The organism is Luxibacter massiliensis, assembly GCF_900604355.1.
Lineage (GTDB): Bacteria > Bacillota > Clostridia > Lachnospirales > Lachnospiraceae > Luxibacter > Luxibacter massiliensis.
Genome location: NZ_UWOE01000001.1, coordinates 1,452,999 through 1,476,112 on the forward strand (window position 1 = coordinate 1,452,999; position 23,114 = coordinate 1,476,112).

A 23,114-nucleotide genomic window follows, 5' to 3' on the forward strand; every position below is an offset into this window, starting at 1 on the left:
GGTATCAGCCATGTATATCCATGACCAAACATGCTCATAAGAATATGCAAAGGAATGTTGCAAATGATTGCGGCATTCTTTTTTCTTATGTAGAATTGATAACTATGTGGTAGTCTTGGAATAACTATAGAAAGGTACAGGCAGAGAGAATGGAATATTGTGGAAGGGTCATTAAAGACGAGGGATTCAAGAAGAAAATCTCAGGTATCTTTGGTGCTGTTGTAGTGCTGGCTTTTATGATTGGAATGGTATTGGAGCTGCCGGCTATGAGATTTTCAAACGGGGACGCTGATTATGCGTCTGCACAAGAAAGTTTGATGGATGACGGCCGGGGCAGGAGTATCGGTGGGGACAATAGGGATACTTTCAAGGGAATTTCAGCTTTGGAGATTCCCTCTTCTGGGTTGGAAGACAGCCTGAGATACTTTAACCGGGAAAGGCGTGCTAGAAAATTGTCGGCAGAGTCATTTGTAAAAGGAAGAGACGATGACTTTGAGATGAATGTTCCGGCTGGGGAGGCGAATCACATCAGCAGTTTTTCATCTCCTGAAATACATACGACATCCGGTGAAAATGTATATGCTGAAATCTTTGCAGTTCCCGGCCCTGTAGAGAGAAATGCAGAAAATCATGTGCCTGCAGCTCTGACAGGTAATTTGGGAAGCAGCTTCGGTTTTGGCAGCATTGATTCGGAAGTGCCCTCAGATAACATGGCGTCAAAGAAACCTGTACTGCCGGAAAGTGCTGCGGACGGTACAGTTTCTGATGAACCGGAAACAACGCCGATGCCTGGGGACTCGGCCGACAACATAGTTGCAGACGGCCCTGCTGATGTTGTACTGCCAAATCCACCTGCCGAAGAAGAAACTCCGGGAACAGATATTCCCACAGGCGGAGCGCCGGAAGACAGTATTCCAGGGACAGATATTCCAGCAGATGGAGTACCGGATGAAAACACTCCGGGAGCAGACATTCCGACAGATGAAGTACCGGATGAAAGTATACCGGAGACGGATGTTCCCTCAGATGAAGGGACAGGCACTGTACCGGCGGAAGGTTTTCTGATCAGCGAAGAAGGACTGATTTATGGGTATAATCCCGAGGCCGGCCTTGTGGCGGACGGCGAATCTCTTGCGCTTCCGTCTGAAGGGTGCAGCGGAATTGCTTTCGGGGCCTTCGATGGCGTAGGTGCTGGCATTGTAGACATTTATATTCCGGCAAACATCACCTATATTGAGGATGGTGCTTTGGCGGGACTGACAGATTTACAATGGATTGAGACAGATGCTGCGAATCCCAATTACGCAAGTCCGGATGGAATTCTTTTTGACAGCAGCATGACTTCCCTTCTCGCATTTCCTGGAGGAAGAATTGGAAGTTATCTGGTTCCGGAATATGTGACAAGATTTGCGGATTATGCCTTTGCCGGTTCACTTTTGGACAGGATAGATATGAGAGCCTGTTCCTATGTTGAAGTCGGCAGCGCTGTGTTCGGGGAGGGCGGAGGCTTTGGGAAGGTAGTGGCCGTCCCGGTGGAAAACCAGGAAGAGTATATCCATATTTTCAGCAGCCTTGGAGCCACAGTGGAGTCAAACTCTTCCTACGAGGCTGAGGGCCAGCCGGATGTGGAGTGATAATCCCTGTTGCGCTTAGGATAGGCCGAATCAGGGCCATTCCTGTAATTCAGATAATCCCCCGGCTATTATGAATGGCCAGACACACTTTCAGGAATAATAACAGCCAAAAAGCAGGTGAGATGATGGATTATAAGCTGATTATGAATGCGGCAGTTATGGCCGGGGAGATTATGCTCACAAGTGGGGCGGAGACCTATAGGGTGGAGGATACGATGAACCATATTCTGCGCACTGCCCGCACAGAAATGGTGGAAGTCATTGTAATGATGACTGGGATTGTGGCCACCATAGGCAATCCTGACATGGAACCCATAACGGTCATTAAGAGAGTGCAGGACAGAGGGACAAACCTCAATAGGATTATGATGGTCAATGATCTTTCAAGAAAGTATTGTGAAGGGATTTTGTCTATTGAAGAAGTTTATACCAGCCTGAAAAATATAAAGGGGAGACAGTACAGTACATGGATGTGCAATCTTGCGCTGATTCTCATACCTGCAGGGTTTGCCCCACTGTTTGGCGGGGGTATGCCGGAAATAGGAGTTTCAGCAGCCATCGGAGGGGTGCTGGCTGTATTGGCCACATTAGGGAAGTGGCTGCAGCTCAACAGCTTTATTTTGGATATGATCTCCTCCCTGGGGATAGCTCTCGCCGCTATCTCTCTGAAAATACTGATTCCAGAGTTTAATGAGAATGTTGTGATTATAAGCGCCATCATGCCCATGGTCCCAGGTGTGGCAATAACCAATGCTGTCAGGGACACACTTCTGGGAGATTATATATCCGGGGCGGCCAGGATTCTGGAGGCATTTCTAAAGGCTGCGGCCATAGCTCTCGGCGTGGGCGTGGGAATTGCACTGGCAGGCGCCGTGTATCCGGGAGGTGGTTTGTTTTGAGGCTGCTTTTAGGGGTGGCAGGCTGTTTTGTGGCAGTGACTGCATTTGGGGCCCTTCTGGAGACGCCCAGGAAGTATCTGCTCCACGGGGGGATTGCAGGGGCCATCGGCGGCTTTGTCTATCTTTTCAGTATACAGGAGGGGATGGGCGTGGTGTTGGCCTCCTTCTTTTCTGCCCTGGCTATTGCCATCACATCCCACACATTTGCCAGGATTTTTAAAGCTCCTGTCACTACATTTCTAATTGCGGGGATCCTTCCTACTGTGCCCGGCGCCGGTATGTACAGAATCGTATATTATATTATCTCCAATGACAGATCAAACAGCAGCTTTTACCTGATACAGACACTTGAAATAGCGGGTGTCATAGCATTGGCGATTTTTGTCGTGGATACCTTATTTAAGGTACGCATTAGAAAAAAAGACAGTGAAAAATAGCCCTTTTTGTTTGTTGAACATTTGCGGTACTTGTTCTATAATAAGAACAGTTCCGTTATGCCTGGCTTTAGGTATTATAAGACGGCAGAGGCTGCTGGGACAGGTGTTCGAGGTACAGGAAGTTTTGTTCCGGCCGGGCATGTAAATGGCCCTGGCAGTGGGGAAAGGGCGGGATAGTATGAGAAGTGAAAACATATTGCAGATTCTTATGGAGAGCAAGTATACGGTAGCCATGTGCGGGATACAGATGCTTTTTGAGAATGGGTATCCGGGGTTGAGAGATGGGGATGTGTCGTATGACATAGAACAGAAATATGGCTACTCTGCGGAAGAAATCTTGAGCAGTACTTTTTATGCGACAAGAAAAGAATTGTTTTTTGATTTCTACAAAAAGGAGATGCTGGAACCCACAAAAATTCCGCCGGGAAAGGGATTTATAAATTTACAGAAGCTGGAGGAGTATGGACTGGTACAGGCAGAGATAACGAGAAGGCTGTTTGGCCTTTTGGACCGTGCAGGATGCAAACATGCCATCAATATGCACGGCTCTGTATATGAGAATTTTTGCACCCATTGCGGTAAAGAATATTCTATGGAATATATAATGGAAGCAGAGGGGATCCCTCTGTGCCAGGAGTGCAAGAACCCAGTCCGCCCTAAAATATGCCTGTTTGGGGAGATGGTGGACAATGGCATTGTCACCAAGGCGGCGGAAGAGATACAGAAAGCAGATGTGCTGTTGGTTCTGGGGACTGGGCTGCACGCCGCCCTCTGCCATCAGCTGATTCAGTATTATGCAGGAGATAAGCTGATTTTGGTCACCAATGAGGAGCACTTTTCCGATAAGCTGGCAAATGTGCTTATATACAGCAGGGTAGATGACGCCTTGGAAAAGATTGTAAAGGCCTACCAGAAGAAAATCAAAGAGAAACAAAAAATGGAGAAGATTGGACATGAGTAAAGTAAGAACAAGATTTGCACCAAGTCCCACTGGAAGGATGCATGTGGGGAACTTAAGGACAGCGCTGTATGCGTATTTGATTGCCAAACATGAGGGCGGTGATTTTATCCTGCGCGTGGAGGACACAGACCAGGAGAGGTTTGTGGAAGGAGCCCTGGATATTATTTACAGAACCCTTGAGAAAACTGGCCTGGTACACGATGAGGGGCCGGATAGGGATGGGGGATATGGGCCCTATGTACAGAGTGAGCGGAATGCCTCTGGGGTGTACTTAAAGTATGCCAGGCAGCTGGTAGAGCAGGGAGATGCTTATTACTGCTTTTGCGGCAAAGAGAGGCTGGAATCCTTGAAAACCTCTGTCTCAGAAGAAAACGGCACGGATATCGTTGTCTATGACAAACACTGCCTGGGACTCTCGAAGGAAGAGGTTGAGGCGAACCTGGCCGCAGGCAAACCTTGGGTGATCCGCCTGAATGTCCCAAACGAGGGGACTACAACGTTCCATGATGAGATATATGGAGATATTACAGTTCCCAATGAAGAGCTGGATGATATGATCCTTATTAAATCCGACGGTTTCCCCACGTATAATTTTGCCAATGTGGTGGATGACCACCTTATGGAGATTACCCATGTAGTCAGAGGGAATGAGTATCTGTCCTCTGCGCCTAAATATAACCGGCTATATGAGGCTTTCGGCTGGGATATTCCTATCTATGTACACTGCCCGCTGATTACAGATGAAAACCATAAGAAGCTCAGCAAGCGCTGCGGCCATTCGTCATACGAGGATTTAATCGGCCAGGGATTTGTGTCAGAGGCTGTGGTGAATTTCGTGGCATTGCTTGGGTGGAGTCCTGCAGACACACGGGAAATTTTTTCTCTGGAGGAGTTGGTGAAAGCTTTTGACTACCGGCATATGAGTAAATCTCCCGCAGTTTTTGATACAGTGAAGCTTAGGTGGATGAACGGCGAGTACTTAAAAGCTATGGATTTCGGCCGTTTTTATGAGATGGCAGAGCCTTATATCAAAGAGACTATTACCAGAGGATATGATTTAAAGAAAATTGCGGCCCTTGTAAAAACAAGAATCGAGACACTGCCCGATATGCAGGGACAGATAGATTTCTTTGAGGAACTTCCGGACTATGATATCGGGATGTATACACATAAGAAAATGAAAACCAATGCGCAGTCCTCACTGGAAGTGCTGCAGGAGCTGCTTCCCATCCTGGAAAAGCAGGAGGATTACAGCAACGACGCACTGTTTGAGACGCTCAAAGCTTATGCAGAAGAGAAAGGCTGTAAGAACGGTTACGTCATGTGGCCTGTCCGGACAGCAGTCTCAGGCAAGCAGAATACGCCGGGAGGCGCCACAGAGCTCATGGAGATCCTTGGCAGGCAGGAGTCTGTAAGGAGAATTCAGGCGGCCATTGAGAAATTAGGCAGATAGAAAGAGGTATGTATGAGTTTCAGTAAAGCTCAGACAGAAGCAGTCACACATAAGGACGGTCCATGTCTAGTCCTGGCGGGGCCCGGTTCCGGGAAGACCCTGACAATCGTAAATAGAATTAAATATTTGATTGAAGATGTAAAGGTAAGGCCAGAAGAAATTCTGGTCATTACTTTTACAAAGTATGCCGCCTCCGAGATGAAGGCCCGCCTTTTTAAGCTAATGGGAAGTACCCATATACCTGTTACATCAGGTACTTTCCACGGCATTTACTATGGGATATTAAAATGGGCATATCATCTTGGACCGGGTAATATTTTATCTGAGGAGGAAAAGTATCAGCTTATTAGGCAGGCTGTGGGCAGGCAGGAGCTGGAAATCTTTGATGAGGAGGACTTCCTGGCAGAGATTGCCGCCCAGATCGGGATCATAAAAAACAGCCGGCTAGATCTGGAGACATATGAGGCGGCTGTATGCAGCGCGGAAGACTTCCGGGATATTTACAGGGAATATGAGTCATTAAGGAAAAAAGAAAAAAAGATTGACTTTGATGATATGCTTGTGCTTTGCTGCGAACTGTTTACATCCAGGCCGGATATTTTGAAGCAGTGGCAGGCAAAATTTAAGTATATTCTGGTTGATGAATTTCAGGATATCAACAGAGTCCAGTATGATGTGATCCGTATGCTGGCGGCTCCGGAAAATAATCTGTTTGCCGTGGGGGATGACGACCAGTCTATCTATAGTTTCAGAGGCGCAGATGCAAAGCTGATGTTCCAGTTTAAGGAGGATTACCCCAAGGCCAGGCAGATTCTGCTGGATATTAATTTCAGATCCTCCTCAAATATTGTGGAGAATGCCCTGAAGGTAATCGGGCATAACGAATTGAGGTTTCACAAGCAGATCCGCCCGGACAGGCCCAGGGGATTAAGCCTGCATGTTCAGGAGGTATATGGCCCCAATGAGGAGGCGGATTATGTGTTGGAAGAAATAAAAGTCAGGATCCAGGCTGGAGAAAGACCCCGGGATATTGCAGTTCTTTACCGCGTCCATACAGATGCCAGGCCTCTTGTTGAAAGGCTCGTGGAAAGCAGGGTACCCTTCCATATGAAGGAGCACATGCCCAATATTTATCAGCATTTTATTGCAAAGGACATATGCGCATATTTCAGGCTGGCCCTGGGAGGGCGCTTAAGGCGGGATTTTCTCCAGGTGATGAACAGGCCCAAACGCTATATTTCCAGGGAGAGCCTTATGGAGAGAGAGGTTACTTTTGAGGATCTAAGAAAATTCTACTGCGATAAGGATTGGATGCAGGACAGGATAGACCAATTGGAGTGGGACTTAAAAATGATCAAAAAAATGGCCCCTTATGCGGCAATCCAGTATATCAGGCGTAAAGTTGGCTATGATGAATTTTTGAGGGAATATGCGGCGGGCAGAAATATGCAGGCAGACGATTTATTTGATATTATGGCAGAGCTGATGGAGGTATCCAAGCCTTATACGGCCCTGGAGGAATGGTTTGCCCATATAGAAGAATATACAGAGGCACTTAAGCAGAGGCAAAGCAGAAGGGATACAGAGGGGGACGGCGTACGTCTTATGACCATGCACGCAGCGAAAGGACTGGAGTTTAATTCTGTCTTTATCATTGAGGCAAATGAGGGGCAGATCCCGTTTAAAAAGGCGCTGAGGGAACAGAAAGTACAGGAGGAGCGTAGGCTGTTCTATGTGGCCATGACAAGGGCGAAGGAGCTGCTCAAAATCGTATATGTGAAAACAAAAAACGGAAAGGAAATCTCTCCCTCCCGCTTTGTAGGCGAACTATTAGAAACGATATAAGTTTAGTTATCTTCCAGGGCCCCATCCAGGTCCAACTCCTCATATTCCTGGGAATCCAGCCATTCGTCAAATTTATCTGCCGCCCGCTCATACTCGTCGTCATCCTCTATGTTTTCCAGTACAGGCTCCTCATCCTCAGAGCTGCCAAAGAAACGGTAGAGGAATACTTGTCCATCCTCGTTATTGCCTTCCTCGTCAAGGGGAAGGAGGGCAATATATTCCTGGCCTTCCGTCTCAAGAATTGTCAGGACAGCGCATTCTAACTCCTCGTCATTGTCGAGCGTCAGTGTAACGGTAAGTTCTTCGTTTTCGTTCATATATGGTCTCCTTTATTATTGATATTTCAACTCTAACAAAAAGACAGGGAAAAAGCAAGGGAAAACATCTCCTGGTTTCTATTGACATTGGGGGGAAAAAGGCTAGAATGGAAGAAGCAGGACTTGTAGATTATGAGGATTACAGGAGGATATTTGATGAAAAAAAGGATTTTGGCAGTACTTACAGTGTGTATGGCACTATGCCTGCTGGCAGCCGGCTGTAAGAAAAATGTAGGTACGCCTGAGGATAATGCCGTCCAGGATACAGAAGGCCAGGAGGATAAGGAACCAGAAGAAGAGAGGCAGTATGTATTTGGATACAGTTGCATTGATATGGAAAACCCCTATTTTGACGTACTTAAGCTGTCCATAGAGACGGCCCTTGACGAGCAGGGGTACCGGCTGATTACAAAAGACCCGGGGTCAGATGTCAATGTGCAGATTGAACAGATTCAGGAACTGATTGACCAGCAAGTAGATGCTGTCTTTATCTGCCCCGTGGACTGGGAGAAGATAACTCCGGCCCTGGAGGCCCTTGACGAGGCGGGCATACCTGTCATCAATGTGGATACCCAGGTGAAGGAGATGGGATACGTGGATGCCTATGTGGGTTCTGACAATAAAAACGCCGGTTATCTGTGTGGGGAGGATTTGGTCAGCCAGCGGCCCGAGGGAGGGAGGATCGTGATCCTGGAGTGCCCTTCCATGAATTCTGTCAACGAGCGCATTACAGGTTTTGAGGAGGCCATTGCCAATGCTGGGTTTGAGGTACTGGCGCGGGCGGATGTACAGGGAAGAAAGGACACGGCCCAAAGTGAAATGAAGAAGCTTCTGGAGGAGTATCCACAGATTGATGCAGTGATGTGTGGGAATGACCAGACGGCCCTGGGAGCTTTGGATGCCATAAAGGAAGCCGGGAGAGATGGGATCCTTGTTTATAGTGTGGACGGCTCCCCGGGGATGAAAAGCGAGCTGGCAAAGCCAGGCACTTCCGCAGCAGGCACCAGCGCACAGTCCCCTATTCATATAGGGCGGACTGCGGCAGAGATAGGGTTAGCTATTGTCGGGGGTGAAAAGTATGAAAAGGAAACCTACGAGGAAACTATATTTATTAACCGGGAAAATGTAGAGCTGTATGGAACTGACGGCTGGGAATAGCAAAAGGAGAGAAAAGCGTATGAGAAAAGTACAGGGCAGTCCGCAGCCTTTGGGTGTGACAGTTGGAAGTGGCAGAGTGAATTTTGCAGTAGATGTTCCAGAAGGAAAGTCATGTGAGCTGCTTGTGTACAGGGCAGGAAGTACGGCCGTAGAATATAGCTGGCCTATGGACAATACATTAGGAGAGGTGCATTACCTGGCGCTGGAAGGGTTAGATGCGCAGGAGTATGAGTATAACTACAGGATCAATGGGAAGGTGTGCCTGGATCCCTATGTGAGAGAAATCAGGGGCCGCCGGGAGTTTGGGAAGAAAGAGCCCCCAGAAGAACATACTGTCAGGGGGCGGATTGGCTTAGGGCCTTTTGACTGGGGAGAGGATGCAAGGCCTCATATTCCCCTCAGTGATGTAGTTGCATACAGCCTCCATGTAAGAGGTTTTACAAAACATCCGTCCTCACGGGTAAAGCATAAAGGCACCTTTGCCGGGATAGTAGAAAAAATACCTTATATGAAAGAGCTGGGGATCAACCAGATTCAGTGTATGCCGGTATATGAGTTCAGGGAGTATGTAGGGGGGAAGCAGAACTACTGGGGATATGGAAAAGGTTTTTATTTTGCCCCGAAAGCTGCATACGCTGCCTCCCTGGAAGTGTGCAGAGAGTTCAAGGAGATGGTAAAGGCCTGCCACGGCGCCGGCATCGAGGTGGTGCTGGAAATGCCTTTTGAGGAGGGAATCCTGCTGCAGACTGCTGTAGAGTGCCTACGGTATTATATGTTGGAATACCATATTGACGGATTTGTCGTCAATCCATATAATGTGGCGTGGGACTGTTTAATTAAGGACCCTTTTCTGAAGGGCGTTACGATTTTTAAAAAGGAGGACTGGTTCCAGAATGTCATGCGCCGGTTTCTGAAAGGGGACGAGGGCATGGTAAGAGAGGCCATGTACGCACTGAGACGCAATACAAAAGAAGACGGCTGCTGTAACTATATCACTGCCCATACAGGCTTTACCTTGTATGACCTTGTATCTTATGATGGGAAACACAATGAAGATAACGGCGAGAATAACCAGGACGGCCCTGATTATAATTATAGCTGGAACTGCGGTGTGGAGGGGCCCAGCAGGAAAAAGCAGGTAGAGCTTCTGCGCAGAAATCAGATATGCAATGCATTTTTCCTGCTGCTGAGCGCCCAGGGGACACCCTGCCTGCTGGCAGGGGATGAGTTTGAGAATACCCAGAAGGGGAACAATAATGTCTACTGCCAGGACAATGAACTATCCTGGCTGAATTGGAATAAACTGAAGAATAACGATACATTGTTCCAGTATGTAAAGGAACTGATCGCACTGCGGAAGTCCCACGCGGCGCTCCATCGGCCAGAACCGCTCTCAGGGACTGATCAGGGGGCCTATGGGCTGCCGGATGTCTCCTACCATGGCGAGAGTGCGTGGCAGCCTGCAGAGGGGGTAGCCAGCCGCCAGCTTGGGGTTATGTACTGCGGCGGCCATGGGGGGGATACAGACTGCTTTGTGGCTTATAATATGCACTGGATCGAGCATTCCTTCGCCCTGCCTTCTCCGGGCAAGAAAAAGAAGTGGTATCTGGCGGCAGATACACAGGGGGTGGCGGCCAAAGAAGCACAGGCCCTGAAAAATCAGAAGTCCATTGAGCTCAAGCCTAGAAGCATTGTATTTCTGGTTGGAAAGTAAAAACTGGAAGGAAAGGATGCTTTATTATGAAAGCAATACTTCATTTTTGCACAATTACAAGACATAAAATACTGGTGATGGAGGAGTGCTTTAAAGTGGGCCTTTACAGACAAGGACTCCTGCATGACTTGTCCAAATACAGTTGGATAGAATTTAAAGTAGGCTGTAAGTACTACCAGGGAAACCGAAGTCCCAACAATGCAGAGCGGGAAGATACAGGATGCTCCAGGGCATGGCTGCACCATAAGGGGCGCAACAAGCACCACTATGAATATTGGATAGATTACGGGATCGGGGCAGACAGAGGGATGACCGGCATGAAAATGCCGGTACGCTATGTGGTGGAAATGTTTTTGGACCGCATAGCAGCCAGCAAAATCTATAAAGGAGAGTCATATTCTGATTCAGACCCTCTGGCATATTTTCAGGAAGGGAAGGGCGAATACATGATGCATCCGGAGACAGAAGCGCTCCTGGAAAAACTTCTCCGTATGCTGGCTGACAAGGGAGAGGATGTAACATTTGCATATATCAGATACAAAATCTTGAAAAGCCGAAGGGCTAGGAAGAGGACCGGCCAAAGGAAGCCTGCGCGCCATGGCCTAATACCCCGGTGCAGGCATCGCTTTTAGGCTTATGTCCCTGCCTGCATCGGGGTCTGTGACTTTAACCGGGATAATACATCTGGCTGTCCTGGATATCTGTGAGGACATCGGCCAGGTATTTTCCTGCCAAGTATTTGGCCATGGGAAGGTTCATATCCAGATAATTCCCACAGTCCCTGGCCGATGCTCCGGGTATGGGCCCTTCAAAAGAAGCCATGAAAGAGTACATTTCCTTCATAAGCCCTACGATATCAGAAGACTGGTAGTCCCCTGCAAGAAGGAGATAAAAACCGGTGCGGCATCCCATGGGGCCAAAATAAACGACTTTATCTTTATATTCCTCGTGATTTCTTAAAAATGTAGCCCCGAGATGCTCCAATGTGTGTACCTCGGCAGTATTCATGACAGGTTCCTCGTTGGGGTTAGTCATACGGATGTCAAAGGTCGTGACAGGACTGTTGTTGACATAATCTTTTCTGGATACATATAGACCTGGTACCAGTTTTATGTGGTCTATTGTAAAACTTGCAATCTTTTCCATATGTGTGCCTCCTTATGTGATTTAGGGTAAATATATTAGGTAATCTCCCACATAATTATACCGTCGCAGAGGAAATAAGACAAGTATGAAAAGTTGACTCTGGAACCAGGAATGTTTATACTGAAAAAAGACGGAATATGGAGAAAATGTAGAAAAACCAGGAGGTTGTTTATGAAGCTATATCTTGTTCGCCACGGTGAGACACAGTGGAATAAAATGAGGCGGGTACAGGGACGGTCAGACGTCCCTTTAAATGAATATGGAGAATATCTGGCCCGGTGCACGGCTGAAGGGCTTAGGGATGTGGAGTTTGACTTGGCCTATACAAGTCCGCTTATAAGGGCAAGGCAGACTGCGGAAATTATATTGGAGGGGAGGGACGTGCCTCTGATAGATGAGCCGCGGATACAGGAAATCAGCTTCGGAGTCAGGGAGGGCATGTGCTTCCAGGGAATGGACAGAGATCCTGAAAGTGAAGAATTTTCACGGTTTTTTACCGATACAGCCAATTATAAAGTGCCTAAAGAAGGTGAATCTATCCAGCATCTTCTTGAGAGGGTGGAAGCATTTTTAAAAGAATTATATGCAAAGGAAGAACTGCAGGGGCGGACCATCCTTCTATCTACCCATGGGGCGGCATTGACGGCCATGCTCAACTGTATGAAAGGAAACAGGGCCATCGGTGATTTCTGGGGAAAGGGCGTGCCGGCTAACTGTGCTGTGGCAGAGGTGGAGGTAAACAAAGGGGTGCCTTCCATCCTTTTTGAGGGAAGAATATTTTATTCCAGAGAAAATGCATACACTTGCATGGGTAAAAAAGAGTAGCTGTTTTACTATACATTTATTCCCGCGGGCAACAGGCCAGGCGGCCCTTTTAGTCCCTGGAAGCTGCCGCGTGGGTTCCCTCAGCCTGCCGGAGGTAGAGCGCCAGAATTTCCTCCTGGGTCATTTTAGGCAGCGCTTCATAGAATTCAATATCATTGTCTGTATGCAGGCTGATATATTTTAATATTTCAAATATTCTGTTTTGCATAAGTACCCCCTTTTATAAATCTATCCCAGAAAAATCCGACGCCCTTGGGGGATCGGGTTTTGTTCCTCACAGTATGTTTCTTGAATATAATGTTACCGCACAATATAAGAAAAATATATGCAAATATCGTCTGATTTGTGGTAAAATAACGCCAGAAAGAAAGGGGGAATATCTGTGATTCCTGAGGAGTTGATTATCACAGCCAGCAAACGGGAAGAAATATTTGAGATGAAGCCGGAATATCCATATATAATCAGGCAGGTACATTCACCCATAGGCAAAAGCACCATCGCCCCATGGCACTGGCATGAAGAGCTGGAATTTGTCTATGTCAGAGAAGGGGCCGTCATTTATAATACGCCCCAGAACAGCGCTAGGCTTGAGGCGGGAAATGGAATTTTTGTAAAAAGCAACGTCCTGCATCAGGTGCTTTCCCCAGAACCCGCATCTAATGTACAGTATGAGGTACATATGTTCAGGCGGAACTACCTGGCAGAGGAGAATAGCCTGCTGGATAAAAAATATATAAGTCCCTTTTTGAAGGGGAGTTCTGTATCTGTTGTCTGCCTGAGAAAATCAATCCCTGACCATAAGGAGATCCTGGAAAGGCTTCTTAGCCTGTCAGCACTGGATGCGGGGAAATCATTTGGGTATGAATGGAAATCAAGAAATTTGATGGCTGAAGTCTGGATGCATGTGATCAGCCTGCAGCACGTATCCCCTGATGGAAAAGAAGGGTTGTCAGGCCAGAGGGAGCGCCGGCTAAAGGATATGCTTTTATACATCCAAGAGTATTACATGGAGAGGCTTTCCTTAAAAAATATCTCTGGTGCCGCTAATATCAGCGAGAGAGAATGTCTCCGCTGCTTTCAGGACATCCTTCATACGACACCGTTTATGTACTTACAAGAATACAGAATACAGGCTGCCTGCAACATGCTGAGAAATTCATCAGATAAAATTGTGGATATAGCAGTAAAATGTGGTTTTAATTCAGGCAGCTATTTCGGAAAGACTTTCCGCAGGCAGATGAACTGTACCCCCTACGAATATAGGACTGCTGCAAGATAAATATTTCGGAAAAACAAAATGCCAGGCTGGGGGGAATCGCCGGACTCACCCCAATCTGGCATATATCTGCTGCAAGAAAAGTATTTTGCAGCAGTCTCTTTCTAGCATATACCGAATATACCGCCGACCGGGACAGCCTAAATGGACGCCCTAGTCGTCTTCCTCAGTGGCGACGGCATAGGTCTGGCGTTTTCTGGCCATCTCATCACTTTCCAAGTATTCATCGTAGGTGGTGACTTTATCAATGAGCCTTCCTCCTGGAACGATCTCCATAATCCGGTTGGCCGTAGTCTGTACAATCTGATGGTCACGGGAGGTAAATAAAAGTACCCCTGGGAATTTAATCATCCCATTATTCAGCGCTGTAATGGACTCCATGTCCAGATGGTTGGTAGGTTCATCTAGGAGGAGTACATTGGCGCCTGAAATCATCATCTTAGACAGCAGGCAGCGGACCTTCTCGCCGCCGGAGAGTACTTTCAGGCGTTTTACGCCATCCTCCCCGGCAAAAAGCATTCTGCCAAGGAATCCCCGCACATAGGTGACGTCTTTATTTTCAGAATACTGGGTCAGCCATTCGGTGATGGTATAGTCATTGTCAAATTCACTGCCGAAATCCCTGGGAAAATACGCCTGGGAAGTAGTGATTCCCCATTTATAAGTCCCTTCATCCGGCTCCATTTCCCCAATCAATATTTTGAAGAGTGTAGTTTTTGCAAGCTCATTCCCTCCCACGAAAGCTACCTTGTCGTCATGCCCCAGGGTAAAGCTGATACGATCCAGCACTTTTTCACCATCAATGGTTTTGGAAAGTCCTTCTACGGTAAGGACCTCATTGCCGATCTCTCTGTTGGGCCTGAAATCTATATAAGGATACTTCCTGCTGGAAGGCTTGATCTCGTCCAACTGGATTTTCTCAAGTGCTCTTTTGCGGGAGGTTGCCTGTTTAGATTTGGAGGCATTGGCGCTGAACCTGGAAATAAACTCCTGGAGCTCCTTGATTTTTTCCTCTTTCTTTTTGTTGGCCTCTTTCATCTGGCGTATGAGCAGCTGGCTGGACTCATACCAGAAGTCATAGTTCCCGGCATAAAGCTGGATCTTGCTGTAATCAATGTCCGCTATCTGGGTGCAGACTTTGTTCAGAAAATAGCGGTCATGGGATACTACAATGACTATATTTTCAAAATTAATCAAAAATTCTTCCAGCCAGGCAATTGCATCCAGGTCCAGATGGTTGGTAGGCTCGTCGAGAAGCAATATATCTGGGTTGCCGAAAAGTGCCTGTGCCAGCAGTACCTTGACTTTCTCGGCCCCTGTCAGGTCTTTTAAGTACTTGGAATGCAGTTCTGTTTCAATGCCCAGTCCGTTTAAAAGAGTGGCTGCGTCTGATTCCGCCTCCCAGCCGTCCATAGTGGCAAACTCTGCCTCCAGCTCGCTGGCCTTGATGCCGTCCTCGTCGGTGAAGTCCTCTTTTGCATAGATTTCTTCCTTTTCTTTCATTATTTCATAGAGACGGGCATTTCCCATGATGACAGTATCAAGCACAATATATTCATCATATTTAGAATGATCCTGCTGCAGGAAAGAAAGGCGCTCTCCTGGGGTGATGGCTATTTCTCCTTTCGTAGGCTCAAGCTGGCCGGACAGAATCTTAAGGAAGGTAGATTTTCCTGCACCGTTTGCGCCGATCAGGCCGTAGCAGCCGCCCTCCGTGAACTTGATATTTACATCTTCAAACAACGCTTTTTTACCGACCCGCAATGTTACATTATTTGCACTGATCATGCTCATTATCTCCTTTATTTCGTCATGTTTCTTTGGCTTCCGTTAAGCTGCCTGCCTATCCTGTAGATGGACTGCTAGGCAGAAACCCTCCGGGGATTTTGTTTCCGACACCTATCTTAACACGGGAGGCATCAAAATAGCAAGGCCTCCGGGGGGATTCAAATACACTATGGCAGGAACCTTTTTCGGGGATTTCGTAAAATTTTAGAAAGTTGCTGTTTTCGAATGGGAAAAATCGTTATATAATGAGAAAGGAAAGAGAGGATAGATTATGCAGAAAGGAACTTTAGTTTTAGAAGGCGGGGCCACCCGCGGGGTCTTTACATCAGGCGTACTGGATTACCTGATGGAGCAGGATATGTATATGTCGCATGTGATCGGGGTCTCTGCAGGGGCATGCAATGCAGTGGATTATGTTTCCAGGCAGCCTGGGAGGACAAAAGACTGTATGATACCTACGGATAAAAGCGGGAACTATTATTATGGCATCAGAAAGTTTGTAAAAGAGAGAAGCCTGATGAACATGGACTTGATTTTCGATATATTTCCGAATCAGATTTATCCTTTTGACTATGATACCTATTTCGGATCCCAGATAGAGTGTGAGCTGGTTGTGACGAATTGCCTCACAGGACGGGCGGAGTATTTAAAGGAGAGGAGCCAGAAGGAACGCCTGATGAAGATATGCAGGGCGTCCTCCAGTATGCCTTTGGTGACGCCCATAGTCAATATTGGGGATGTGCCCTACCTGGATGGAGGCCTTGCGGACAGTGTGCCTCTTAAACATGCACTGGAACTGGGAAATGAAAAGATAGTGGTGATCCTGACCAGGAATATGGGGTACCGCAAAAAGAGGGTTTCCAGGGGAATGGCTGAGGTATACCGCAAGACGTACCGCTCCTACCCCAAGCTGGTAAAGGCCATCCTGACAAGGAGCTTTTATTACAACCGTACAATGAACGTTTTAGAGAAGTTAGAAAGGGAAGGAAAAATTTTTGTCCTCCGCCCTATGGTCAAGCCCGTGGCAAGGCTGGAGAGGAATAAAGATACATTGACAGCTTTTTATGCTCATGGATACCAGCTCATGGAGCGGGAATACACCAGGCTTAAGGAATATCTGGAAGAGTAGGCGGAGCTTACAGGGATTTTACCCATTTTTAACATAGAGAGGATAGAGAGAGTCCTCTGTTCTATGCTAAAGTAATCTGGGAGTGTCTGCCTGCCAGGCTGGACTGGTTTGAATTTTTCAGCCATAAGGAGGATATCCCCGGAGTAAACCTGGCCGGGACGCGGGCAGCCCGCGTATCCCAGGCGGCTATGTATGTAAGCTGAAATGCCAGGCGTACTCTGGAACTTTAGGATAAAGAACAGGGAAAGAAAGAGGAAGTTTATATGGGAAAGAAGGTTGTAGAGTATACACAAAACAGGGAGCTGTCCTGGCTCCGGTTTAATCAGAGAGTGCTGGAGGAGGCAAAGGATGAGAGCGTGCCCCTCCTGGAGAGGATGAAATTTGTCGCTATTTTCACGAGTAACCTGGATGAGTTTTTTATGATACGGGTGGGCAGCCTGTATGATATGGCTTCTGTTAATAATAAAACGGTGGACCGTAAATCTGGCATGACTCCCCGGGAACAGCTGGACGCCATCTATGCAGCAGTGGCCCCCCTTTATAAAGAGAGGGATAAGACATACGGCGAGATTAAGAAGCAGCTCCATCCGTATGGTGTGTGTGGGCTGGACTTTAAAGAACTGGAGCAGCAGGAGAGGAAGTTTGTGAAGAAGTATTTCAAAGAGCAGATTCTTCCCGTGCTGTCCCCCCAGATTGTAGACGCAAACCACCCCTTTCCCCACTTGCTGAATAAAGAGGTGTATGTAGTGGCGGATTTGAAGCTGGACAACAGGCGTATGATGGGAATTGTACCGGTACCCCAGTTCATATCGGATATCCTGTACCTGCCAGGACATGACATCCGCTATATACGGATAGAGAAGGTGATTATGGAGTACTTGGATATTGTGTTCGAGCAGTACCAGGTATCTGACAGGAATTATATCTGTGTAACCCGCAATGCAGATGTCTCCCCCGATGATGAGGCCTATGCAGACAGCAGCGAGGATTTCCGCTATATTATGCAGAAAACACTCCACAAACGCAGGCGTATGGCTGTAGTCAGGCTGGAGGCGGCAAGCGCACTCAGCCGGGAGATGGAGAAATATTTCTGTGAGAAGTTCAATATCACCCCATCCTGTATTTTCCGGACGAAAATTCCGATGAAGCTGGATTTTATGTTCGCCATTGCGGATAAAGTGCCTGCTTCTATGAAACGTTCTCTGATCGATGAACCTTTTACGCCCCAGCCGTCTCCCATGCTCGCAGAGGGCAGCGTGATGGCCCAGGTGAAGAAAAAGGACGTGGTTCTGTCTTATCCATATGAGAGTATGGAACCCTTCCTGCAGCTGATAAAGGAGGCGGCGTCAGATCCCAATGTGATGACCATTAAAATTACAATATACAGGCTTGCAAAAAAGACAAGGCTGGTGGAGTATCTGTGTGCAGCAGCCGAGAATGGCAAGGAAGTCACAGTGCTCATTGAGTTAAGGGCCAGGTTTGACGAACAGAATAATATCGATTGGTCAGAGCGTATGGAGGAGGCCGGATGCCGGGTGATTTACGGCTTTGAGGGATATAAAGTGCATTCCAAGATTTGCCTGATTACATATAAGAGTAAAAATGAAATCCGCTATATTACCCAGATTGGCACAGGGAATTATAATGAGAAAACAGCAAAGCTCTATACAGACTATTCCCTGATGACAGCAGATCAGGCCATTGGGGAGGATGCGGCCGTATTCTTTAAGAATATGTCCATAGGGAACTTGGACGGTGCATACAAGCATCTCATTGTCTCCCCTTCCAGCCTGAAGCCAAAAGTGCTGATGCTGATGGATGAGGAGATTAAAAAGGGCAGCAGCGGCAGGGTGATCATGAAGATGAATTCTGTTACAGATATGGATTTTATCCAGAAAGTGGCGGAAGCCTCCAAAGCAGGCGTGCGCATTGACTTGATTGTGCGGGGAATCTGCTGTATCCTGCCAGGCATTGCGGGGGAAACAGAGAATTTGACAGTGACCAGTATTGTGGGCCGATACCTGGAGCATCCGAGAGTGTTTGTATTTGGGAGCGGGGCAGACCAGAAGGTCTATATTGGATCTGCGGATATGATGACCAGAAATACAGAAAAGCGGGTTGAAGTGGCATGTCCCATTTATGACGAGGCCATTAAAAAAAGGCTTGTACGCAACCTCCAAATTATGCTGGCTGATAATGTGAAAGCCAGGGTGATGCAGAGCGATGGGGTCTATGTGAAAAAGGAGAAGAAGGACGGCAGGGCCATAAATTCCCAGCTTGTGTTTATGAAAGAGGCGCTTCACGCCAAACGTCCGGAGAGAGTGCCTGAGAAAATTTCCCTGCTTGACAGGGTAAGGAAGCTGTTTAAATAAAGGAGGTCCTTTTGCTTCCGAGGGCTGCAGGAAATGTTGGCGGGGGAGGCAAATAGGCAGCCAGATAAAGAGGGAGGAGAGAATAAAGTGGAAAAAAAAGAGTTTGGCAGAATAAAGGATGGCAGTATGGCATATCTGTATACCCTGAGAAATAAAAATGGAATGTGTGCAGCAGTGACTGACTTTGGAGCAGCGCTGGTGTCTCTTTGGGTGCCAAATGAAAAGGGAGAGAAAATCGATGTGGTGCTGGGGTATGACGATGCAGCGGGATACGAGGCGGGAGAAGCGGCCCTCGGAGCCTGCGTAGGCAGAAACGCAAACCGCATAGGCGGCGCAGTTTTTGAACTAAACGGCATTACATACAAGCTGGAGGATAATGACAATGGCAATAACCTGCACAGCGGCAGCCAGTATTACCACAAGCGGATCTGGACAGTAGAAGAAGTAAAAGACGACAGGATCGTATTTCTGCTGAGAAGTCCTGATAATGACCAGGGGTATCCGGGCAGCCTTGCCATGCGGGCATCCTATATGCTGGGCGAAGAAAACACACTGCGCCTGACCTATGAGGCAGTTCCAGACAAGGATACAATTATTAATATGACCAACCACAGCTATTTCAACCTGAATGGACATGGAAGCGGCAGCATTGTGAACCATTTTATGAAAATTGATGCTGATTATTATACGAAAGCTGATGCTAAATCCATACCTACAGGAGAGATTGCAGAGGTGGAGGGCACGCCTATGGATTTCAGGGATGGGCAGCAGATAAGAGAGGGAATCGACGCGGATTATGAGGCTATAAAATTTGGCGGAGGCTATGACCACAACTGGGTATTGAAAAATAATGGAAAATTTGCTAAAGTAGCGGAGGCTGCAGGGGATAAGAGCGGCATCCGTATGGAAGTATGGACGGATATGCCGGGGATGCAAGTGTACACGGCTAATTTTCTGGATCATGAGCCAGGCAAAGGCGGCTTGCATTATCAGAGGCGTTGGGCCGTATGCTTTGAGACACAATATTTTCCAGACGCCATCCACCACGAGCATTTTCCGGGGCCGGTCTGCAGGGCAGGAAAGACTTACAAAACCGCCACGGAATACCGGTTTAGCTTATAAAGGCAGCACATGAAGATAAAGAGAGGGCAGGCAGCATAGTATTATATGGGAAAATCGGTTTACATAGCAGAAAAGCCAAGCGTAGCCCAAGAGTTTGCAAAGGCTTTAAAATTAAATACAAAACGCAGGGACGGCTATCTAGAGGCTGGGGATGCGATTGTAACATGGTGTGTGGGCCATCTTGTTACAATGAGTTATCCTGAGGAATATGACCCGGCCCTTAAGCGCTGGAACTTAAATACCCTCCCTTTTATTCCAGAAGATTTTAAATATGAGGTCATCCCTGCGGTGGCAAAACAGTTTGGGACGGTAAGTTCTATTTTGACACGGGAGGATGTGGAGACAATTTATGTGTGCACAGACTCTGGGCGCGAGGGAGAATATATTTACCGGCTTGTAGAGCAGGAGGCCCATGTGCAGGGGAAAAAAAGAAAAAGAGTCTGGATAGATTCTCAGACTGAGGAGGAGATACTGCGCGGCATCAGGGAGGCGAAGGACTTGTCAGAATATGATAATCTGAGCGCTTCCGCCTATCTAAGGGCAAAGGAGGACTATTTAATGGGGATTAATTTTTCCCGCCTTTTGACCCTTAAATATGGGAATAGTATTTCCAATTACCTGCGTACCAAATATACGGTAATCTCCGTAGGACGGGTCATGACTTGTGTCCTTGGTATGGTAGTGCGCAGAGAAAGAGAAATCCGGGAGTTTGTCAAAACACCATTTTACAGGGTGCTGGGGACCATGGGGGCATCTGGGAAGGATTTTGAGGGGGAATGGCGGGCAGTAAAGGGATCGCGGTATTTTGAATCCTTTGATTTGTATAAGGAGAATGGGTTCAAGAAGCGGGAAAAGGCTGAGGAGCTGATAGAATACCTAAAGCATCCAGAGCCTGCGACATGCCAGATCCTATCCGTTGAAAAGAAAAAGGAGAAGAAAAACCCGCCTCTGCTCTATAACCTGGCTGAGCTGCAGAACGACTGTTCTAGGCGTTTTAAAATCAGTCCGGATGAGACACTTAGGATTGTCCAGGAGCTGTATGAGAAAAAGCTGGTCACATACCCCAGGACTGACGCAAGAGTGCTGTCCACTGCTGTGGCAAAAGAAATCAGCCGGAATTTAAACGGTTTATCTAAGTATCCAATGGCAGTCCCTTACCTCCAGGACATCCTGTCTTTTAAGAGCCATAAGGGACTGGAAAAAACCAGGTATGTAAATGACAAACAGATTACAGACCACTATGCCATCATACCTACGGGCCAGGGGTTAAATGGACTGGCCTCAGTTTCAGCAACCGCATCTGGAGTATATGACTGTATTGTGCGGCGTTTTCTGAGCATTTTTTATCCTCCCGCTGTTTACCAGAAAATAGCTGTGACAGCTAAGATTAAAGAGGAATGTTTTTTTTCCAGTTTCCGCCTTCTGGTGGAAGAGGGGTATTTAAAGGTAGCGGGCATTCCCCAGCAGAAAAAAAGCGGCGGCTTATCTGTAGGTGAGGAGGCAAAGGAAGAGGGGGAACAAAATCTGGATTCGGATTTGTTTCAGGCAATACAGAAATTAAAAAAAGGAGATATTTTACCTGTCAGGGCCCTGGAGATCAAAGAAGGTGAAACATCCCCGCCAAAGAGATACAATTCAGGTTCCATGATCCTGGCCATGGAGAACGCAGGCCAGCTTATTGAGGATGAGGAGCTTAGGGCACAGATTAAGGGGAGCGGTATCGGCACCAGCGCTACTAGGGCGGAGATTTTAAAGAAACTAATCCACATTAAATATCTGTCCCTGAACAAAAAGACACAGATGATCACCCCCACCCTGCAGGGGGAGATGATATATGATGTGGTGGATCACTCTATTAAGCCGCTGCTCAACCCGGAGCTGACAGCGAGCTGGGAGAAGGGCCTGACCTATGTGGCGGAGGGAGATATAACACCAGAAGAATATATGAAAAAGCTGGATCATTTTATTATCAGCCGAACCAATAAAGTAAAAGGACTGGGCAACCAATACCAGCTTAAAGGCTGTTATGACAAGGCGGCCCAATTTTATACAAAGAGTACAAAAAAGAAAAATAAATCAGCCGGCATAAAACAGGAGGAGCATGACAATGAAGGAGATCACGGTAAAGGAGCTTTACACACTTAAGGAGACCATTGCAAAAGATATTTTTGCGGGAGTGACATACCCATGGGAAGTTCTTCCCAAGATTGGCAGCTTTATATTGGAACTGGGCAGGCAGCTTTCTGAGGAAGAATATGAAAAGCGGGGCGAAAATATATGGGTCGCACGCAGCGCAGAGGTGGCCCCCACTGCATATATCAACGGTCCTGCAATTATCGGGAAGGGCGCCCAGGTCAGGCACTGTGCCTTCATCAGGGGAAATGCGATTGTGGGGGAAGGCGCCGTTGTGGGAAATTCCACAGAGCTGAAAAATGTGATCCTTTTTAATAAAGTCCAGGTACCCCACTATAATTATGTTGGTGATTCCATACTTGGCTATAAGTCCCATATGGGGGCAGGGTCCATCACTTCTAATGTAAAATCGGACAAAAAGCTGGTAGTGGTTAAGACTCCGGAAGGAAATATAGAGACTGGGATGAAGAAGTTTGGCGCCATGCTGGGAGATGAAGTAGAGGTGGGATGTGGAAGCGTTTTGAACCCTGGCACGGTGGTGGGGAGCCACAGCAACATCTATCCACTCTCATCAGTAAGAGGATATGTGCCCGGGAAAAGTATTTATAAAAAACAGGGCGAGGTAGCAGAGAAGCAGTAAGAATCTGTGCAGCAGGCATAAAATAACTGGGCAGTTTAGTCCTGCATGAACAGGACGGCATTTTTAACATGGGGTGTAACTTCGGTTTTATGGGGTTGCACCATTTTTATGATAATGGGATTTATTTTTAGAGGTGAAAAAAGGTTGTCCGAAGTCTATATCAGTGATATGATACATATACAAATCTAATCATTTACGGAATACATTTATTCTGGCGTTCGCCAAAACAAATCCAGATTTGTAAATTTTATACAGAGGAGTGGTG

Annotated in this window: 20 protein-coding genes; 16 read left to right on the top strand and 4 right to left on the bottom strand. The window is 47.2% G+C overall.

Annotated elements, in window-relative coordinates; all coding sequences use genetic code 11:
* Nucleotides 1-149 precede the first annotated feature (149 nt).
* The 6 genes from EFA47_RS06670 to EFA47_RS06695 all read left to right on the top strand — a co-directional run bounded on the left by EFA47_RS06670 (nucleotide 150) and on the right by EFA47_RS06695 (nucleotide 7,229).
* Nucleotides 150-1,634, top strand: coding sequence for a leucine-rich repeat domain-containing protein (locus EFA47_RS06670; protein WP_122642564.1), 1,485 nt, complete (start codon nucleotides 150-152; stop codon nucleotides 1,632-1,634).
* A 122-nt stretch (nucleotides 1,635-1,756) separates the two neighbouring features.
* Complete coding sequence (locus EFA47_RS06675) at nucleotides 1,757-2,533, top strand: threonine/serine exporter family protein (RefSeq protein ID WP_235853230.1); 777 nt, start codon at nucleotides 1,757-1,759, stop codon at nucleotides 2,531-2,533.
* The gene (locus tag EFA47_RS06680) at nucleotides 2,530-2,970 is read left to right on the top strand and encodes a threonine/serine exporter family protein (RefSeq protein WP_122642566.1); all 441 of its coding nucleotides are present in this window, start codon (nucleotides 2,530-2,532) and stop codon (nucleotides 2,968-2,970) included. Before EFA47_RS06675 ends, EFA47_RS06680 begins: the two co-directional genes overlap by 4 nt.
* Nucleotides 2,971-3,148: 178 nt before the next feature.
* Complete coding sequence (locus EFA47_RS06685) at nucleotides 3,149-3,931, top strand: SIR2 family NAD-dependent protein deacylase (RefSeq protein ID WP_122644434.1); 783 nt, start codon at nucleotides 3,149-3,151, stop codon at nucleotides 3,929-3,931.
* Complete coding sequence (gene gltX, locus EFA47_RS06690; RefSeq protein ID WP_122642567.1) at nucleotides 3,924-5,384, top strand: glutamate--tRNA ligase; 1,461 nt, start codon at nucleotides 3,924-3,926, stop codon at nucleotides 5,382-5,384. The genes EFA47_RS06685 and gltX overlap by 8 nt, the downstream gene beginning before the upstream one ends.
* 12 nt (nucleotides 5,385-5,396) lie before the next feature.
* On the top strand, nucleotides 5,397-7,229 hold the full coding sequence (locus EFA47_RS06695; protein WP_122642568.1) for an ATP-dependent helicase: 1,833 nt from the start codon (nucleotides 5,397-5,399) through the stop codon (nucleotides 7,227-7,229).
* A 2-nt stretch (nucleotides 7,230-7,231) separates the two neighbouring features.
* On the opposite strand, the gene EFA47_RS06700 is transcribed toward EFA47_RS06695, so the two are convergent.
* A complete protein-coding gene (locus EFA47_RS06700) occupies nucleotides 7,232-7,546 on the bottom strand; it encodes a DUF1292 domain-containing protein (protein ID WP_122642569.1) in 315 nt (104 codons plus the stop codon).
* Between the two features lie 156 nt (nucleotides 7,547-7,702).
* Between EFA47_RS06700 and EFA47_RS06705 the strand changes: the two genes are divergently transcribed.
* Genes EFA47_RS06705 through EFA47_RS06715 form a run of 3 tightly spaced genes read left to right on the top strand, consistent with a single transcriptional unit; the run spans nucleotide 7,703 to nucleotide 11,050 of the window.
* On the top strand, nucleotides 7,703-8,704 hold the full coding sequence (locus EFA47_RS06705; protein WP_122642570.1) for a sugar ABC transporter substrate-binding protein: 1,002 nt from the start codon (nucleotides 7,703-7,705) through the stop codon (nucleotides 8,702-8,704).
* A gap of 19 nt (nucleotides 8,705-8,723) precedes the next feature.
* Nucleotides 8,724-10,418: an alpha-amylase family glycosyl hydrolase gene (locus EFA47_RS06710; protein ID WP_122642571.1), complete on the top strand. Its 1,695-nt coding sequence runs from the start codon at nucleotides 8,724-8,726 to the stop codon at nucleotides 10,416-10,418.
* Nucleotides 10,419-10,444: 26 nt separating this feature from the next.
* Nucleotides 10,445-11,050: a DUF5662 family protein gene (locus tag EFA47_RS06715; protein ID WP_122642572.1), complete on the top strand. Its 606-nt coding sequence runs from the start codon at nucleotides 10,445-10,447 to the stop codon at nucleotides 11,048-11,050.
* Between the two features lie 34 nt (nucleotides 11,051-11,084).
* Here the strand turns inward: EFA47_RS06715 and EFA47_RS06720 are convergent, their stop codons facing one another.
* Nucleotides 11,085-11,564: an S-ribosylhomocysteine lyase gene (locus EFA47_RS06720; RefSeq protein ID WP_122642573.1), complete on the bottom strand. Its 480-nt coding sequence runs from the start codon at nucleotides 11,562-11,564 to the stop codon at nucleotides 11,085-11,087.
* 171 nt (nucleotides 11,565-11,735) lie between these two features.
* Here EFA47_RS06720 and EFA47_RS06725 point away from each other — a divergent pair, with 171 nt between their 5' ends.
* The gene (locus tag EFA47_RS06725) at nucleotides 11,736-12,389 is read left to right on the top strand and encodes a histidine phosphatase family protein (RefSeq protein WP_122642574.1); all 654 of its coding nucleotides are present in this window, start codon (nucleotides 11,736-11,738) and stop codon (nucleotides 12,387-12,389) included.
* A gap of 49 nt (nucleotides 12,390-12,438) precedes the next feature.
* Here EFA47_RS06725 and EFA47_RS19825 read toward each other — a convergent pair whose 3' ends face one another.
* Nucleotides 12,439-12,597 (bottom strand): hypothetical protein, encoded by a 159-nt coding sequence (locus tag EFA47_RS19825; protein WP_164689939.1) that lies wholly within the window; start codon nucleotides 12,595-12,597, stop codon nucleotides 12,439-12,441.
* 174 nt (nucleotides 12,598-12,771) lie between these two features.
* Between EFA47_RS19825 and EFA47_RS06730 the strand changes: the two genes are divergently transcribed.
* Nucleotides 12,772-13,668, top strand: a complete 897-nt coding sequence (locus EFA47_RS06730) for an AraC family transcriptional regulator (protein ID WP_122642575.1) — start codon at nucleotides 12,772-12,774, stop codon at nucleotides 13,666-13,668.
* A gap of 150 nt (nucleotides 13,669-13,818) precedes the next feature.
* Here EFA47_RS06730 and EFA47_RS06735 read toward each other — a convergent pair whose 3' ends face one another.
* Nucleotides 13,819-15,453, bottom strand: coding sequence for an ABC-F family ATP-binding cassette domain-containing protein (locus tag EFA47_RS06735; protein WP_122642576.1), 1,635 nt, complete (start codon nucleotides 15,451-15,453; stop codon nucleotides 13,819-13,821).
* A gap of 271 nt (nucleotides 15,454-15,724) precedes the next feature.
* Here EFA47_RS06735 and EFA47_RS06740 point away from each other — a divergent pair, with 271 nt between their 5' ends.
* From EFA47_RS06740 to EFA47_RS06760, 5 genes are all read left to right on the top strand, one after another.
* Nucleotides 15,725-16,582: a patatin-like phospholipase family protein gene (locus EFA47_RS06740; protein WP_122642577.1), complete on the top strand. Its 858-nt coding sequence runs from the start codon at nucleotides 15,725-15,727 to the stop codon at nucleotides 16,580-16,582.
* A 263-nt stretch (nucleotides 16,583-16,845) separates the two neighbouring features.
* Nucleotides 16,846-18,954, top strand: a complete 2,109-nt coding sequence (ppk1, locus tag EFA47_RS06745; RefSeq protein WP_122642578.1) for a polyphosphate kinase 1 — start codon at nucleotides 16,846-16,848, stop codon at nucleotides 18,952-18,954.
* A gap of 87 nt (nucleotides 18,955-19,041) precedes the next feature.
* Entirely contained in the window at nucleotides 19,042-20,076 is a 1,035-nt protein-coding gene (locus EFA47_RS06750) for an aldose epimerase family protein (RefSeq protein ID WP_330512052.1), read from the top strand.
* Between the two features lie 45 nt (nucleotides 20,077-20,121).
* Nucleotides 20,122-22,221 carry a DNA topoisomerase gene (locus tag EFA47_RS06755; protein WP_122642580.1) on the top strand — a complete coding sequence of 700 codons (2,100 nt, stop codon included), beginning with the start codon at nucleotides 20,122-20,124 and terminating at the stop codon, nucleotides 22,219-22,221.
* A complete protein-coding gene (locus EFA47_RS06760; RefSeq protein ID WP_122642581.1) occupies nucleotides 22,184-22,849 on the top strand; it encodes an acyltransferase in 666 nt (221 codons plus the stop codon). The genes EFA47_RS06755 and EFA47_RS06760 overlap by 38 nt, the downstream gene beginning before the upstream one ends.
* Nucleotides 22,850-23,114: the final 265 nt, after the last annotated feature.